The sequence below is a fragment of the Rhizobium sp. NPDC092011 genome (genome assembly GCF_044756305.1).
Lineage (GTDB): Bacteria > Pseudomonadota > Alphaproteobacteria > Rhizobiales > Rhizobiaceae > Rhizobium.
This window is the reverse complement of record NZ_JBIVSO010000006.1, coordinates 94,156-109,459: the sequence shown is the minus strand read 5'-3', so window position 1 is coordinate 109,459 and position 15,304 is coordinate 94,156. Positions and strand designations below refer to the sequence as shown.

The 15,304-nt window shown below is 61.1% G+C and carries 14 protein-coding genes; all 14 read right to left on the bottom strand.

The features are described 5' to 3' along the window. Nucleotides 1-18: 18 nt before the first annotated feature. Nucleotides 19-1,431 carry a tRNA (N6-isopentenyl adenosine(37)-C2)-methylthiotransferase MiaB gene (gene miaB / locus ACIQJ2_RS23310; RefSeq protein WP_400673250.1) on the bottom strand — a complete coding sequence of 471 codons (1,413 nt, stop codon included), beginning with the start codon at nucleotides 1,429-1,431 and terminating at the stop codon, nucleotides 19-21. 61 nt (nucleotides 1,432-1,492) lie between these two features. Beyond that, on the bottom strand, nucleotides 1,493-2,290 hold the full coding sequence (locus ACIQJ2_RS23305) for a lysophospholipid acyltransferase family protein (RefSeq protein ID WP_400673252.1): 798 nt from the start codon (nucleotides 2,288-2,290) through the stop codon (nucleotides 1,493-1,495). A 31-nt stretch (nucleotides 2,291-2,321) separates the two neighbouring features. Next, nucleotides 2,322-2,750, bottom strand: a complete 429-nt coding sequence (locus ACIQJ2_RS23300) for a Fur family transcriptional regulator (protein WP_199092426.1) — start codon at nucleotides 2,748-2,750, stop codon at nucleotides 2,322-2,324. Between the two features lie 121 nt (nucleotides 2,751-2,871). Then, entirely contained in the window at nucleotides 2,872-3,366 is a 495-nt protein-coding gene (locus tag ACIQJ2_RS23295; protein ID WP_400673254.1) for a GNAT family N-acetyltransferase, read from the bottom strand. 2 nt (nucleotides 3,367-3,368) lie between these two features. Then, entirely contained in the window at nucleotides 3,369-4,025 is a 657-nt protein-coding gene (tsaB, locus tag ACIQJ2_RS23290) for a tRNA (adenosine(37)-N6)-threonylcarbamoyltransferase complex dimerization subunit type 1 TsaB (RefSeq protein ID WP_400673256.1), read from the bottom strand. Between the two features lie 123 nt (nucleotides 4,026-4,148). Further along, on the bottom strand, nucleotides 4,149-4,715 hold the full coding sequence (locus tag ACIQJ2_RS23285) for a NifU family protein (protein WP_400673258.1): 567 nt from the start codon (nucleotides 4,713-4,715) through the stop codon (nucleotides 4,149-4,151). 116 nt (nucleotides 4,716-4,831) lie between these two features. Next, entirely contained in the window at nucleotides 4,832-5,323 is a 492-nt protein-coding gene (locus tag ACIQJ2_RS23280; protein WP_199092420.1) for a universal stress protein, read from the bottom strand. A gap of 75 nt (nucleotides 5,324-5,398) precedes the next feature. Then, complete coding sequence (gene trpS / locus ACIQJ2_RS23275) at nucleotides 5,399-6,463, bottom strand: tryptophan--tRNA ligase (RefSeq protein ID WP_168811537.1); 1,065 nt, start codon at nucleotides 6,461-6,463, stop codon at nucleotides 5,399-5,401. 110 nt (nucleotides 6,464-6,573) lie between these two features. Continuing rightward, nucleotides 6,574-6,966, bottom strand: coding sequence for a VOC family protein (locus ACIQJ2_RS23270; protein WP_400673261.1), 393 nt, complete (start codon nucleotides 6,964-6,966; stop codon nucleotides 6,574-6,576). Nucleotides 6,967-6,998: 32 nt separating this feature from the next. Further along, nucleotides 6,999-7,418 carry a GNAT family N-acetyltransferase gene (locus ACIQJ2_RS23265; RefSeq protein WP_400673263.1) on the bottom strand — a complete coding sequence of 140 codons (420 nt, stop codon included), beginning with the start codon at nucleotides 7,416-7,418 and terminating at the stop codon, nucleotides 6,999-7,001. 96 nt (nucleotides 7,419-7,514) lie between these two features. Continuing rightward, nucleotides 7,515-9,119 (bottom strand): murein biosynthesis integral membrane protein MurJ, encoded by a 1,605-nt coding sequence (gene murJ, locus ACIQJ2_RS23260; RefSeq protein ID WP_400673265.1) that lies wholly within the window; start codon nucleotides 9,117-9,119, stop codon nucleotides 7,515-7,517. Next, nucleotides 9,116-12,031, bottom strand: a complete 2,916-nt coding sequence (locus tag ACIQJ2_RS23255; protein WP_400673267.1) for a [protein-PII] uridylyltransferase — start codon at nucleotides 12,029-12,031, stop codon at nucleotides 9,116-9,118. Before ACIQJ2_RS23255 ends, murJ begins: the two co-directional genes overlap by 4 nt. Nucleotides 12,032-12,187: 156 nt before the next feature. After that, entirely contained in the window at nucleotides 12,188-12,481 is a 294-nt protein-coding gene (locus ACIQJ2_RS23250) for a hypothetical protein (protein ID WP_199092407.1), read from the bottom strand. 27 nt (nucleotides 12,482-12,508) lie between these two features. Beyond that, on the bottom strand, nucleotides 12,509-15,250 hold the full coding sequence (gene mutS, locus ACIQJ2_RS23245) for a DNA mismatch repair protein MutS (protein ID WP_400673269.1): 2,742 nt from the start codon (nucleotides 15,248-15,250) through the stop codon (nucleotides 12,509-12,511). Nucleotides 15,251-15,304: the final 54 nt, after the last annotated feature.

Here is a 15,304-nt window from a genome sequence, read left to right as displayed (position 1 = left end):
CCTTGTGCCGTCCGGAACCTAGAGCAAATCAGCAAACAGGCTGTTGGTGCTGGTCCCGGTGATTCGTACGTTAATAATGTCACCGATTTGCGATGCTTTTGCATCAACATTCACAGATTGAAGCCAGGGAGAACGTCCGATTAATTGGCCCGGCATCCGGCCCGGCTTTTCCAGAAGGATATCCACAACCTTACCCACGCAGGTCTCGGCAAACACGTGCTGCTGCTTCAGCAACAAAGCCTGCAACCGCTCCAACCGTTCGGTCTTGACCTCTTCGGGCACCTGGTCCTTCAAGTCGGCGCCGGGCGTTCCCGGCCGGGTGGAATATTTGAACGAGAAGGCCTGTGCATAATTCACCTGCTCGATCAGCCTGAGTGTATCCTCAAAATCCCGATCTGTCTCCCCCGGGAAGCCGACGATAAAATCGCCGGAAAGGGCGATATCCGGCCGTGCGACGCGGATTTTCTCGATCAGCGCGAGGTATTCGGCCGCCGTGTGCCGGCGGTTCATCGCCTTGAGGATACGGTCGGAACCTGCCTGGACCGGCAGGTGCAGATAGGGCATCAGCGTGCGCAGGTCACGGTGCGCGCCGATCAGGCGGTCGTCCATGTCGCGAGGGTGGCTGGTGGTGTAGCGCAGGCGGGCAAGACCCGGGATCTCGGCCAGGCGATAAAGGAGGTCACCCAGGCTCCAGGCTTGGCCCGTGGGGCCGGCGCCGTGCCAGGCGTTGACATTCTGGCCGAGCAGCGTGATTTCGCGCACTCCGCCATCAACAAGTTTTTCAGCCTCTTCGACGATCTGGGCGACCGGGCGGGAGACTTCGGAGCCGCGCGTATAGGGGACGACACAGAAAGTGCAGAACTTGTCGCATCCTTCCTGCACAGTCAGGAAGGCGGTGACGCCGCGCGCGCGGATCTTCGTCTTCTCGGCAATCGGCAGATGCTCGAACTTGTCCTCGATCGCATATTCGGTATCGACGACACGCTGGCCTTCCTTGGCGCGGCGAAGCGCATCCGGCAGGCGATGGTAGGTCTGCGGGCCGATGACGACATCGACGGCAGGCGCGCGACGAAGAATCTCCTCGCCTTCCGCCTGGGCGACGCAGCCGGTAACGCCGATCATCATCTCGCGGCCGTCGGCTGCCTTGCGCTTCTTCATGTCGCGCAGGCGCCCCAGCGCGGAATAAACCTTTTCCGCCGCCTTTTCACGGATATGACAGGTATTCAGCAGGACGAGATCGGCCTCTTCCATATCCTCGGTCGGCTCGTAGCCGTCGCGGGCGAGAGCATCGCTCATCCGCGTCGAGTCATAGACGTTCATCTGACAGCCGTAGGTCTTGATGAAAACCTTGCGGCTGTTGGAGCCATCGCGGGGGCCGAGTTGCAAAGCGTCGGTCGCCGGGGCGTCGAGGGTCAGGCTGTCCTTGGTCATGCGCCGCTATGTAGTGGCTTTTGCCTTCGGAGAAAATGAAAAAGTTGAAACCACCTGGAAATCAGGCGATCTCACGCCCGAGCAGGCGGCTGGCAAGCATGGTGCGAATGCGCCGCGCGACGGTGGCGCTGACTTCCTTGCGGTTTGTGCCGGCGCGATAATCGACTGCCTCGCCGAAACAGACATCGACATCGATAGCGCCGCATTGGACGATACCCTTCAGATGGGGCACCAACTCGATATCGCCGGGCCATGCCGTCAGCGGGCGATAATAGCGGCCCATGGGCGTGCCGTGAACGCGGGTATAGGCGACTGCGACCGGCTGAACGTGAACCACGGCATCCGCAGCCTTCGGCAGGGCCGCCGCAGCCGCGCCGAACAGCGAGGACTTGACCTCCAGAAGCCGGTTGCCATCGGAGGTGGTTCCTTCCGGAAACAGCACCATGATCTCGCCATCGGCCATGCGGTCGGCGATCTCGTTCACCTGCTCGCCCGTCTTGCGCTTCTGCTCGCGCTCGACGAAGACGCTCTTCTGCCATTGCGCGAACTGACCAAAAATCGGCCAATTCCGCACTTCCGACTTGGCGATGAAGGAGACATCGGCCACTGCCGAGAGCACGAGGATATCGAGCCAGGACGAGTGGTTCGAAGCCAGCATCAACGGCCGGCTCGTTTCCATCTTGCCGACGACATGGATGCGCACGCCAAGCCAGTAGCAGACGATGCGATGCCAGTAGCGTGGCAAATAGCGCCGGAGCTTCCAGTCGAACCGCAGGCAGAGGATCTGCAGCGGCAACATCACGGCGCTGACGGCACAAATGACCACGGCAGCACAGCCAATGCGCAGCCAGGTCATCAAATCATTCGCTCCTGCATGAAAGGCTTCACGTTCAAACTTCGTCCTTCTTCAGCGGGATGCCGTAAAGCTCCAGCCGGTGATCGACGAGTTTGAAGCCGTGTTCGCGGGCGATGCGCTCCTGCAGCGCCTCGATCTCCGGTGAGTGAAATTCGATAACTTCGCCACTTTTCAGGTCGATCAAATGATCGTGATGCTCTTCCGGCACGGTTTCGTAACGGGAACGGCCGTCGCGGAAATCATGGCGGGCAAGAAGGCCGGCATCCTCGAACAGCTTGACCGTGCGGTAGACGGTCGAGATCGAAATCTTCGCATCCACCTGCACGGAGCGACGATAAAGCTCCTCGACGTCAGGATGATCCTCGGAACTTTCGATAATGCGCGCAATGATCCGGCGCTGCTCGGTCATGCGCATTCCGCGCTCGGCGCAAAGCTCCTCGAGGGATTTTACGGCGTCATCCATCAATTACTGTCTTCGGTCTATTTCGACTGTGACAACGGATAGAGCGCCGAATTGCCGCTCAATCTATTTGTTTTGCCGCATTTAAGCGACGCCAAGTGATGCCACATGGCTGTAAAATGCTCTAGCGAAGAACACGCCGCATGACAAGCGCCGTCGACTTCGCGCCGTTATCGCTGACATAATAGGCCTTGCGCTCGCCGACCTTCTCGAAACCCAGCTTTCTGTAGAGGCCAAGCGCGGGTTGATTGCCGCCGTCGACCTCCAGGAATATGGCCTCGCCGCCGCGATCGCGAGTCTCGCGAAGGGCTGCCTGCATCAGCCGCCAGCCGAGACCGCAACGGCCGAGCTTGGCATTGACGGCAATCGTCAGGATTTCGCCTTCGCCTGCCACATACCTTGCCAGCACGAAGCCGGGGAGCGCCTTTTTCAGGATGGCATTGGTCTGGCGGGCAACGAAGCCGAACGTCGTCTCCTGCGAGAGAAGATCCTGAAACTCGGACTCGTCCCAAACCCGCGGGAACCGCTCGCCATGCAGGAGCGCCACTTCGGCGCAATCCTTCAGCTCCATCGGGATGATTTCATATTCAGCTTTGAGAGTGAGATAGGATTCGAGCATGTCTATTGCCTGGCAACTGCGTATCCGGCCTGCGGTCTGGCATCGGGTCCGCGAAGATAAAGCGGCTTCGGCTTTTCGCCGGCAGGCTTGCCGGCGCCCAGCCGGGCGACGATGGCAATCGGAAATGCGTCTGGCCGCTCCGCCGGCGGCGCGTCGCTCAACCGGGCGACGGCCGTTCCGGTGACGATGCCGTCGAAAGCAGAGGCAATTGCCCGCGCTTCGTCGATCGTCACGGCCCGAGCCTCGTCCAGCGGGTTGCCATCGGCATCGAAGCTCTGGAGATAAATCTCCTCGCGCTTGGCATCGATGGCAGCCAGAACCGACTTGCCCGGATTCTGTGTGCGTGCCGTTGCCGCCATGACTTCAAGGGTCGTGACGCCAACTGCGGGAACATTGAGGGAGAGTGCGAAACCGCGCGCGGCTGCAACGCCGATGCGGATGCCGGTGAAGGAACCGGGGCCGACGCTCACGACGACACGCTCGATCGCCGAGAGCGCCGTATTGGCCTTCGCCAGCGCCTCGTCGACGACGTGCATCAAATGTTCGGCGTGCCCCCGTCCGATCGTTTCCGTGACCTCCCCCATCACAGAATCACTGCCGCTATCATACACAGCGGCAGCGCAATCCACACCTGCCGTGTCGAGCGCCAGTACGATCATGTCAACTATTCCGAAAAGCCGCGCTTGGAACGCGGATAACTTTATCTTCGAACGCCCTCAGGCTCCAGCGCCAGCCTTGGTATGATCCCATCCAAAACAGCTGGACGCCTCCTGGGATCATGCTCAGACGGCTTCGACTTCCTGCACTTCCGGAACGAAGTGGCGCAGGAGGTTCTGCACGCCATGCTTCAGCGTTGCCGTCGAAGACGGGCAGCCAGCGCAGGATCCCTTCATGTTGAGATAGACCTTGCCGTCGCGGAAGCCGCGGAAGGTAATGTCGCCGCCATCCTGGGCAACGGCAGGACGAACGCGGGTATCGAGCAGTTCCTTGATGGTCAGCACGATCGATTCATCGCCTGCATCGAAGAACTCGCCGCCGGCATCCTGCACTTCGGACAGAACCGAGGCTGAGCCCATGACGGGCTTGCCGGACATGAAGTGCTCCATGATCGAGCCGAGGATGGCGGGCTTCAGGTGCTGCCACTCCTGGCTTTCCTTGGAAACGGAGATGAAGTCGTAGCCGAAATAGACGCCCGTGACGCCCTGGATCTCGAAAAGGCGGGCAGCAAGCGGCGAAGCCTCGGCGTCTTCGGCGTTGCGGAATTCGGCCGTGCCGCTTTCCATCACCACTTTGCCCGGCAGGAACTTCAAGGTCGCGGGGTTCGGTGTCGCTTCGGTCTGAATGAACATCTTGATCTCCATGCGGCGGGCACAAACCCGGTCCCAACTTTAGAATATTTCAAAAGAGATAGGCCTTTTGGCCCCTCAATTCAAGAGAGTGTTTCTCAAGAAATGGTCGCTCTGCACTAGCTGAGCGCGTCGATTTCCTCGTTCGTCAGCGTATCCGGCAGCACCGTGACCGGGATGGGAAACGCAGCCGCGCGGCCGGCGATCGAAGAGACCAGCGGCCCCGGCCCTTCCTTGGCAGAACCGGCAGCGAGAACGAGGAGCGCGATGTCCCGGTCCTCTTCGATGACAGCGTGGATCTGCTCAGCAGACGATCCCTCGCGAATGACGATTTCCGGATCGATGCCGACATTCTCGCGGACGCTCTGGGCTGCCTTGGCGGTTGCCGCCTCGGCCTCTTCGCGCGCTTCCGCCCGCATGATCTCCTCGACGCCGAGCCATTGCTGGAAATCGCCTTCCGGGATCACGTAAAGCAGCACAAGGCCGCCATTGGAATTCTTGGCGCGCCGACCCGCATAATGGACGGCGCGCTGGCATTCAGGTGTGCCATCGATGACGGCCATGAACTTGCGGCGATGGCCTTCGAGCCGTGAAAGTCGTGTGGATACCATGGAGCGACTCTGACACCCGAAAACGGCGTTTTGCAAGCCCCCGCTTTCACGCGGGAGCCATGCATTACGACATCATCAATAGAGAAAGCCGATAATGTCGCGAACCTGCTTCATCGTCACGTCGGCGCGAGCGCGGGCGCGGGCGCTGCCATCGCGCAGCACAGCGTCGATGTGGCCGGGATCGGCCATCAGGCGGCGCATCTCCGTCGTGATCGGCGAGAGCGTATGCACGGCAAGATCGACCAGCGCCGGCTTGAAGACGGAGAATTGCTGGCCGCCGAATTCGGAAAGGACATCGGCCTTCGACTTGTCGGCAAGCGCTGCGTAGATGCCGACCAGATTGTCGGCCTCCGGGCGGCCGGCAAGACCGGCGATTTCGCTCGGCAAGCCATCCGGATCGGTCTTTGCCTTGCGGATCTTCTTGGAAATGTTTTCCTCATCATCGAGCAGGTTGATGCGCGACAGGTCGGAAGCGTCCGATTTCGACATCTTCTTCGTGCCGTCGCGCAGCGACATGACGCGCGGCGCCGGACCATCGATCAGCGGCTCGACCATCGGGAAATAGGCATGCACCGGCTCGTCGCCGACGGTGATGTCAATGCCGTAGCCCGTGCGGCGAATATGCTCCATGTAGTCCAGATTGAACTTCATGGCGATGTCGCGGGTCAGTTCCAGATGCTGCTTCTGGTCGTCGCCGACAGGAACATGCGTGGCGCGATAGAGCAGAATGTCGGCGGCCATCAGGCTCGGATAGGCGTAAAGGCCGAGCGAGGCCTGCTCGCGGTCCTTGCCGGCCTTGTCCTTGAACTGCGTCATGCGGTTCATCCAGCCGATGCGGGCAACGCAGTTGAAAATCCAGGCGAGCTCGGCATGCCCCGGCACGGCCGACTGATTGAAGACGATATGCTTTTCCGGGTCGATGCCGGCGGCAAGAAAAGCTGCGGTGATCGAACGCGTCTGGTTCGGCATGTCCTCATGTACGAGCTGAGCCGTCAGCGCATGCATGTCGACGACGCAATAGATGCAGTCGTTGTTGGCCTGCAGGGCCACGAACTTGCGGATCGCGCCGAGATAGTTGCCGAGATGGAGATTGCCGGTAGGCTGAACGCCGGAGAATACGAGCGGCTTGAATTCGGTCATGTCGTCCTCAAAAGGCTTGTGGAGGGCCCGGGCGAGCGGCGCTCGACCCTTGGTTCGAGCGGCTTATGCACGCGGTATCGATAGCGATCAAGAGGCTATGTGCCAGAGTCTTAGGAAGAATGCTGGATCAGGTCCCAGGTATTGCCATAGGGGTCGGCGAAGACCGCGACGGTGCCGTAGACCTCATGGCGCGGCTCTTCCCGGAATTTCACGCCCTTGGCAAGCATCGCCGCATGATCGCGTACGAAATCGTCAGTCTTGAGGAAAAAACCGACGCGGCCGCCGGTCTGGTTGCCGATCGCGGCGCGCTGGCTATCGCTTGCGGCTTGGGCGAGCAGCAGCGCTGCCCCTTCCCCGCCCTTCGGCCTGATTACGACCCAACGCTTGCCCCCTGGCTGCACCTCGTCCTGCAGGCAATCAAAGCCCAGGACATCGCAATAGAAAGCCTTGGCGCGATCATAATCGTCCACGACCAGTGCGACGAGGAAGACGGATTGAGACATGGGAGACTCCACAGGTGATGAAACCATCTCTATCAGACCGGGTCTAGCGACTTACACAGTTCCGGCGCCGATCCAAAATCCGTCTCGACCATACCAATCGGACGATAGCCGGCGGCCTCATAGAAAAGACGCGCCCTCTCATTTGCGATGACGTGCATCCGAACCGTGCCAAGCGCCGCCGCATGGGCCTCCGCCGCTCTCAGCAGCTGTGCTCCGAAGCCCTTTCGCCAAAACGAGGGAGCAACAAAAAGGTCTTCCAGTTCAGCTTGCTCGGGATCGTCTCCGGGAAGAACCGTCACGAACCCGGCGATGCTTCCGTCCAGCTCGGCGACGGTGATGTGCGGGAGAAGCTCGGGTGAGACATGCCGGGCCTCCGGCAGATTCTGCAGCTCCGCGACAAAATCCCCCCACGCCACGGACGAGCAGAACTTCAGCTCGCCAAGCTCGACCAAATCGGCCTCGCATGCCTTACGCAGATGTATCTGCATTTCCATGTGAAGGCACATTCCACCCTGTTCCAACCCACCTCAAGACGCGCACAGGCCTGCCTACTCGCCATTCGCCGCCTTCGCATCCGGCGCAGCTGCCGCCGCCGGCTTGCGCTTCAATTTGCGGCGTATCATGCCCAAATCCACGCCGCCGATCAGGAAGGCGACAACGAAATACACCACCATCGCAATCAATATGAGCAAGCCCAGGACGCCGGTTTTGGTGAGCAGCGACGAGCTTCCCCCCAGAAGCGGCTCCCAGCGATCAGACAAATATACGATAACGCCGCCCATGACGGCGGAGGAGATGAGCAGCATCACAGTGCGGCGCGCCAGCGACCACTCCCAGGAAAGATGTCCCCGGCGATAAAGCGTGACAAAGAGCTGTACAGCGTTCAGCCAACCGGCAACCGCTTCGGCGAACGCAATGCCTCGTTCGGCCAGCACCGGGAAAAGCAGGATCGACAGCGCCGAATTGACGGCGACAGCGACCGCCGTGTAGCGCATCGGCGATTTCGTATCTTCGCGGGCATAAAAGCCGGGCTGCAGTGCCTTGATCAGCACGAAAGCCGGCAGGCCAAGGCCGAAGATGGCGAGGATGGAGCCAACCAGCTTTGTATTTTCCGCGTTAAAGGCGCCGCGCTCGTAAAGCACGCGGATGATATCGTCAGAGAGAAGCCAGAGGGCAACAGCGGCCGGCAGGGTCAGGAACAGCACGAATTCGATCGAGCGGTTCTGGATATTGGCGGCTTCCTCGATATGGCCTGACTTCAGCGAGCGAGCCAGTTCCGGCAGAAGCACGATTCCAACCGCGACACCGACGACGCCGAGCGGCAGCTGGTAGATGCGGTCTGCATATTGCAGGGCGGCGATCGCGCCTTCCTTGCCCGAGGCGATCGCCTGGCCGATTACCAGGTTGATCTGGGTGACGCCGCCGGTGATGGCTGCCGGGATGGCAAGAAGCAGGAGCCGTTTGACGTTGGGCGTGAAGCGCGGAAAACGCAGGCCGATATTGATGCCGGCATGGCGCACGCCGATATAGACGACGGCCAGCTGCAGCACACCTGCCACCAGCACCGACCAGGACAGGTACCACGCAGTGGTCAGCGGGTCGGCGCCGTAATAGATTGCGTAAAACAGGGCGCTGATCATCACCAGGTTGAGGAAGATCGGAGCCACGGCGGCGGCGAAGAAATGATGCAGCGAATTCAGCATGCCGCTCATCATCGCCGTCAGCGACATCGACATCAGATAGGGGAACATGACGGCAGCCAACCGGACCGTCAGGTCGAATTTCTCGGCATCGTCGGCGAAGCCGGGCGCGATGACCCAACGCACGAGGAGCGGCATGGCCAGTTCCATGACGATGGTGATCAGCAGCAGGACCGAGAAAAGAACGCCGAACACCTCTTCCGAGAAGCGTTTCGCGCCCTCGATACCGTTCGCCTCGATCTCCTTGGCAAAGAGCGGCACGAAGGCTGCATTGAACGCGCCCTCGGCAAACAGGCGGCGGAAGAGGTTGGGAAAGCGGAAGGCGGCGTAGAAAACGTCGGCCATGGGTCCGGTGCCGAGGGCTGCTGCCATCAGCGTTTCGCGGGCAAAGCCGAAGATGCGGCTACCCAGCGTCGCGCCGCCGACCGTGATGAATTTCTTGACTAGGCTCATGCGGCTGAACCGGCTTTCTTTTCGATATCTGGATTTTCGACGGCACTGCCGCGCGTGGCGGCGGGCGCAATGATGCCGGACGGCATGCGTTCCCGCATTTCGTCCTCCTCACCCGCCATCACAGCCTTGAGGCGCGCGGTAATGTTGGCCCGCTTGTTTTCGTTGGCAATCTTCTGTCCGACGAGATCGGTAACGTAGAAGGTATCGATGACCTTCTCACCGAAGGTGGTGATGCGCGCCGACTGAATATCGAGCGACAGATCGGAGAGGACGGCCGTTATTTCCGACAGGAGGCCGGTCCGGTCGAGGCACTCGACCTCGATGACCGTGAACTTGTTTGAGAGGCTGTTGGAGATGATCACCGACGGCGGAATGACGAAAGCCTTGTTCTTGCGGCGGTTCTTCGAACGCGTGGCGATGACCTCAGGCAGTCGCTTGCGGCCGGCGAGCACGTCTTCGATCATCTTGCCTATCGTGCCTGCGCGGCGCAGCTCGTCGGCATCGTCGGCGAATTCGCGGCTGACATGGATGGTATCGAGCGCGCGGCCATCGGCCGTGGTGAAGATCTGCGCATCGGCGATATTGGCTCCCGCTGCCGCACAAGCCCCGGCGATCACGGTCAAGAGACGCGGATGGTCAGGCGAGAGCACGGTGATCTCGGTGATGGCATGGAAACTGTCGGTGCGCACCATGGTGGCGAGCACCTTGCCGGACTTGTCGGTCTGGCGGATGAACTTCGTGTGGCGGATCTGATCTTCGAGCGGCACGGAGAGAAGATAGGGCTGATAGTGCAGCTTGACGTAAGCGTTGCGATCCTTCTGGCTCCAGTCCGAAAGCGCCTCGTCGAGCGCCAGGGCGGCGGCCTCGGCGCGCTCCTTGCGCGACACTTCCGAGAAACCGCCGGCCAGCAACAACTCGGTCTCATAGTAAAGTGTGCGCAGCAACTGGCCCTTCCAGCCGTTCCACACGCCCGGGCCGACGGCACGGATATCGCAGACCGTCAGGATCAGCAGCATCTTCAGCCGGTCCAGCGACTGCACGCGGTCGGCGAAATCGATGATCGTTTTGCGGTCCGTCAGGTCGCGCGTCTGGGCGACCATCGACATTGTGAGATGCTCGGCGATCAGCCAGACCACAAGCTCCGTCTGCTTCGGCGAAAGGCCAAAGCGCGGGCAGAGCTTGCGTGCGACCTTGGCACCGGCTTCCGAGTGATCTTCCTCGCGCCCCTTGGCGATATCGTGCAGAAGCACGGCAACGTAGAGCGCATCGCGATCTTCGATGCCGGGCATCAGCTTGTTGGTCAGCGGATGGATATCCTCGGCCTTGCCCTTATCGATCTCCGACAGTACCTCGACGGCACGGATCAGGTGCTCATCCACCGTATAGTGATGATACATGTTGAACTGCATCATCGAGACGATCTTGCCGAATTCCGGGATGAAGCGGCCGAGCACGCCGGCCTCGTTCATGCGGCGCAGGATCAGGGCCGGATCGCGCTTCGACGTCAGGATGGAGAGGAAAAGCCGGTTCGCCTCCTCGTTCTCGCGCAGATCGTTGTCGATCAGGTTCAGCGAGCGCGTGACGCGCTTCAGCGCATCCGGATGGAATTCCAGCCCGTTGATATCGGCGACGAAAAACAGCCTGATGAGGCTCACAGGATCGCGCTTGAAGACATCGGGATTGGCAAGCGCAATGCGGCCGCGATCTTCGACGAACTCGACGGTGCCGGGGATCTTGCGCGAGCGATTGGCGAAACGGCTGATGACGCCGGTCAGCCCCGGCGTTGCCTTTGCCTGCTGATCCTCGAGCGCCGCACAGAGGATGCGGGTGAGATCGCCGACATCCTTGGCGACAAGGAAGTAGTGTTTCATGAAGCGCTCGACGGCTGATAGCCCTGGGCGCGCATGATAGTCGAGCGCTGCCGCGATATCGCGCTGGATGTCGAAGGAAAGCCGCTCTTCCGCCTTGCCGGTCAGGAAATGCATGTGGCAGCGCACGGCCCAGAGGAAATCCTCTGCCTTCTCGAAGAGGCGGTATTCCTGCTTCGACAGCACGCCAAGCTTTACCAATTCGACAGGATCGCGGACGTGATAATAGTACTTCGAGATCCAGAACAGCGTGTGCAGATCGCGCAGGCCGCCCTTGCCTTCCTTGACGTTCGGCTCGACCAGATAACGGGTATCGCCCGCCTTGCGATGGCGCTCGTCACGCTCGGCAAGCTTGGCGGCGATGAATTCCGGGCCGGTGTTGGTGACGATTTCCTTGTCGAAGCGCGCCTGCAGCTCCCGCGTCAACGGCTCGTTGCCACAGATATAGCGGGTTTCGAGAACAGCGGTTCTCACCGTCATATCGGACTTGGCCTGCCGGATGCATTCCTCGACCGTGCGGGTGGCGTGGCCGACTTTGAAGCCCATGTCCCAGAGCATGTAGAGAATGAACTCGACTGCCTTGTGGGTCTCGCTGTCCGGCTTCGGGTGGAAGAGGAAGAGAAGATCGATATCCGAACCCGGCGCCAGCGTATCGCGGCCATAGCCGCCGACGGCGGTCACGGAGAAGCTTCCAGCCTGCTTCGGGTAGACGTGATGGACGGTAAAATCGTAGAGAGCCGTGATGATCTGGTCCTGCAGCCAGGATATGCGATGCGCGCAATCCAGGCCGCCGCCCTGAGCCGCCAGCAAACGCCGCGCCTCTTCGCGCCCTTCCTGGCTCGCCTTTTTCAGAAGGGCAAGCAGGGCCGACCGTTCGTCGTTCTTGTCCAGATGGCGTTTGGCAAGTGCCTCGCATTCCGCCCTTAGCGCGGAAACGTCGAGAATAGCCGGAAAATCGATGTCATGCATTTCCATGCTCTGCCGACCGGATTCCTGTTCTTTGACGGCGGGCCACCGCCGGCGCGCCTGTCTTGTCGTCTGCATGCGCTATAGCCTCTTTGCCCGGCGAATGACACAGGCAATCTGCGCCCGCATTCATCATCCGGCCTGAAGCAAACCCTGCGGCACCGACGATCTCGGTATTTCTATCGGGTCAAGGTTGACGAAGCGTGACGGCAATCGACGCAGAAATCGGCAGTTTTAGGGCCTGGGCATCTCGAGCGACCGCCTGAGCTCGTTCAGGCTATGCAGTATGTTGCGCGATTGGGCACCGATCTGCGTCACCATTTCGCGCTCGCACTCCCAATAACCGGCCCTGGCGATACTGGAACAGATGTCGGAAATGCGGCTGCACGACAAAGTAATATTGAGAAGGCCACGATCGGATTCGCAATCCGGCGGCTCGCCCTCACCGCAGATCTTACCGCGGGCGGCGATCGGCGAAAAGCGCTCGGCCAGGATGCGGACTTCGGCAAGAAGATTTTCGAGATGCATGCTTTTGTCCTTGGAAGTCGCCTTCGATCAGCCGGCTTTGTTCAGAGTTTTCTTCAGCTCGTAGAGCACATCGAGGGCGGCCCGCGGCGTAAGGTCATCGAGGTCGAGTGTCTTCAACCTCTCTTCGACCTTGGACGGCTCGCGCCGTCCCACGGCCTCCTCGCGGCGAACCGCGACCTGGAAGAGAGGCAGATCATCGATGAGCTGGCTTGCCGGATTCTTGCGGTCCGCATCTTCAAGCCGCGTCAGAACGTCGCGGGCGCGCGCGACCACCGAAGCCGGCAGGCCGGCAAGACGCGCCACCTGGATGCCATAAGAACGGTCGGCAGCCCCCGGCCCGACCTCGTGCAGGAAGATCACATCGCCATCCCATTCCTTGACGCGCATGGTGGCGTTGGAAAGCCGGCCGAGCTTTTCCGACAAGACAGTCAGCTCATGAAAATGCGTGGCGAAGAGACCACGGCATCGATTGGCCTCATGCAGATGCTCGACGGCAGCCCAGGCGATGGAAAGGCCGTCGAAAGTCGCAGTGCCTCGACCGATCTCGTCGAGGATGACGAGAGAGCGTTCGGTCGCCTGATTGAGGATCGCCGCCGTCTCGACCATCTCGACCATGAAGGTCGAACGTCCCCGCGCCAGATCGTCGGACGCGCCGACGCGCGAGAACAGCCGGTCGACGATGCCGATATGAGCGGATGCCGCCGGAACGAAGGCGCCCATCTGCGCGAGAATGGCGATCAGCGCATTCTGGCGCAGGAAGGTCGATTTACCGCCCATGTTCGGGCCGGTCAGAAGCCAGATGGCGCCATCCTTGCCATCGGACTTCGGCGAGAGATCGCAATTGTTGGCAACGAAGGGTCCACCCGCCTGACGGCGCAGGGCCTGTTCCACCACAGGATGACGGCCACCTTCGATGGCGAACATGCGGCTGCCATCGACGACGGGTCGGCAATAGGCCTGCTCTTCGGCCAGCAGCGCAAGCCCCGCCGCGACATCGATCACCGACAACGCGCGGGCGCCGGCCTTGATCGCTTCGGCATCGGCCACGACAGCAGCTACCATACGATCGAAGGCCTCGAGCTCGATCGCGAGCGCCTTGTCGGCGGCGTTGGCGATGCGGCTCTCCAAATCGGCAAGCTCGGTCGTGGTGAAGCGCATGGCATTCGCCATGGTCTGGCGATGGATGAAGCGTGCCTTGGCCTCGCTGGTATCCGTCATCGGACCGGCGTTGCCGGCCGTCACCTCGATGAAGTAACCAAGCACGTTGTTATGCTTGATCTTCAGCGACTTGATGCCGGTTTCATCGGCATATTGCAGCTGCAGCCCGGCGATGACGCGGCGCGACTGGTCGCGGAGTGCCCGCACCTCGTCCAATTCGGCATTCGCCCCTTCCCGCAGGAAACCACCATCCCGCTTCAAGAGGGGCAGCTCATCTGCAAGCGTCGCGGTAAGCAGCGCTTCGAGACCGGCAGGCAAGGCAACGAGGCCGGCCAATGCCGCTTTCAATTCCTCCGGCAGGAGGGCCGTGCCAAGCATGCGCGCGATATCGCCAGCAGCACCAAGCCCCTGACGGATCGCCCAGAGATCACGCGGCCCGCCTCGGTCAAGCGCAAGGCGCGACAAGGCGCGCGGCATATCGGGTACATGCTTCAGCGCAGCGCGCAGGTCACCCGACAGCGAAGGTTCCTCGGCCAGAAATCCGATCGAATCCAGGCGTTCGTTGATGCGCTGGGGATCGGTCAGCGGCGACATCAGCCGTTCTGCGAGAAGACGGGCACCACCGCCGGTCACGGTGCGATCGATCGCCTTCAGCAGCGAGCCGTTGCGATCGCCGGAGAGCGTACGCACCAGTTCGAGATTGGCTCGGGTGGCCGGGTCGATAAAAAGAGTGGAGGCACCGCTTTCGCGCTCCGGCAGGCCCAGCGGCGGACGCTCGGCAAGCTGGGTCTTTTCGACATAGGCGACGGCGGCTGCAGCGGCGGCCAGTTCGGCGCGGCTGAAGGTGCCGAAACCATCGAGCGTCGATACGCCGAAATAGCGGGTAATCCGCCCCTCCGCGCTGGCGCTGTCGAACAACACGGCCGGCTGCGGGACGGCGGTGCGGCCGAGGATGTCGAAAACCGGTTTCAACTCCGGATCATGGAACATCGTGTCCGGCAGGATCAGCTCTCTCGGATCGATGCGCAGGATATCTGCGAGCAGCCGCGAGGCTTCCGTCTCGGCGAGGCGGAAGACGCCGGTGGAAATATCGATCCAGGCGAGCGCAAGCTGCGGCTCGGCGCCGCCGCGAATGCGCGTCAGCGTCATCAGATAGTTGGATTCCGAAGGTGAAAGCAGCTTTTCTTCGGTGATCGTGCCCGGCGTTACCAGGCGCACGACATCGCGGCGCACCACGGACTTGCCGCCGCGCTTCTTCGCTTCGGCGGGATCTTCCACCTGCTCGCAGACGGCAACGCGGAAACCCAGAGAAATCAGCTTTTGCAGATAATCGTCGGCAGCATGAACCGGCACGCCGCACATCGGGATGTCCTGCCCCATGTGCTGGCCGCGCTTGGTCAGCGTGATGCCGAGCGCACGCGAGGCATCGATGGCGTCCTCGAAGAACAACTCATAGAAATCGCCCATGCGATAGAACAGGAGCGAACCGGGATTGTTCGCCTTGATCTCGATATATTGCTCCATCATCGGAGTTGCCGAAGCGCGGCTTTCCTCCGAGGCAAGCTCGGCGGCCGAGAAAGCATCGATATTGGTGGCTATACGTTCGTTCACGGAGGTGCAGTTTTTCCAAAAAATGAGGTGTCACCCTATCCGTGCGCCGGTATA

Excerpts from the sequence above, each read along its gene's own strand:
- ACIQJ2_RS23250 (WP_199092407.1), bottom strand. The coding sequence starts at position 12,481 with ATGCATCTCGAAAATCTTCTTGCCGAAGTCCGCATCCTGGCCGAGCGC.
- ACIQJ2_RS23280 (WP_199092420.1), bottom strand. The coding sequence starts at position 5,323 with ATGGTATCCACACGACTTTCACGGCTCGAAGGCCATCGCCGCAAGTTC.
- ACIQJ2_RS23300 (WP_199092426.1), bottom strand. The coding sequence starts at position 2,750 with ATGGATGACGCCGTAAAATCCCTCGAGGAGCTTTGCGCCGAGCGCGGA.
- tsaB (WP_400673256.1), bottom strand. The coding sequence starts at position 4,025 with ATGATCGTACTGGCGCTCGACACGGCAGGTGTGGATTGCGCTGCCGCT.
- ACIQJ2_RS23255 (WP_400673267.1), bottom strand. The coding sequence starts at position 12,031 with ATGCAGACGACAAGACAGGCGCGCCGGCGGTGGCCCGCCGTCAAAGAA.
- ACIQJ2_RS23295 (WP_400673254.1), bottom strand. The coding sequence starts at position 3,366 with ATGCTCGAATCCTATCTCACTCTCAAAGCTGAATATGAAATCATCCCG.
- ACIQJ2_RS23285 (WP_400673258.1), bottom strand. The coding sequence starts at position 4,715 with ATGTTCATTCAGACCGAAGCGACACCGAACCCCGCGACCTTGAAGTTC.
- miaB (WP_400673250.1), bottom strand. The coding sequence starts at position 1,431 with ATGACCAAGGACAGCCTGACCCTCGACGCCCCGGCGACCGACGCTTTG.
- trpS (WP_168811537.1), bottom strand. The coding sequence starts at position 6,463 with ATGACCGAATTCAAGCCGCTCGTATTCTCCGGCGTTCAGCCTACCGGC.
- murJ (WP_400673265.1), bottom strand. The coding sequence starts at position 9,119 with ATGAGCCTAGTCAAGAAATTCATCACGGTCGGCGGCGCGACGCTGGGT.
- ACIQJ2_RS23270 (WP_400673261.1), bottom strand. The coding sequence starts at position 6,966 with ATGTCTCAATCCGTCTTCCTCGTCGCACTGGTCGTGGACGATTATGAT.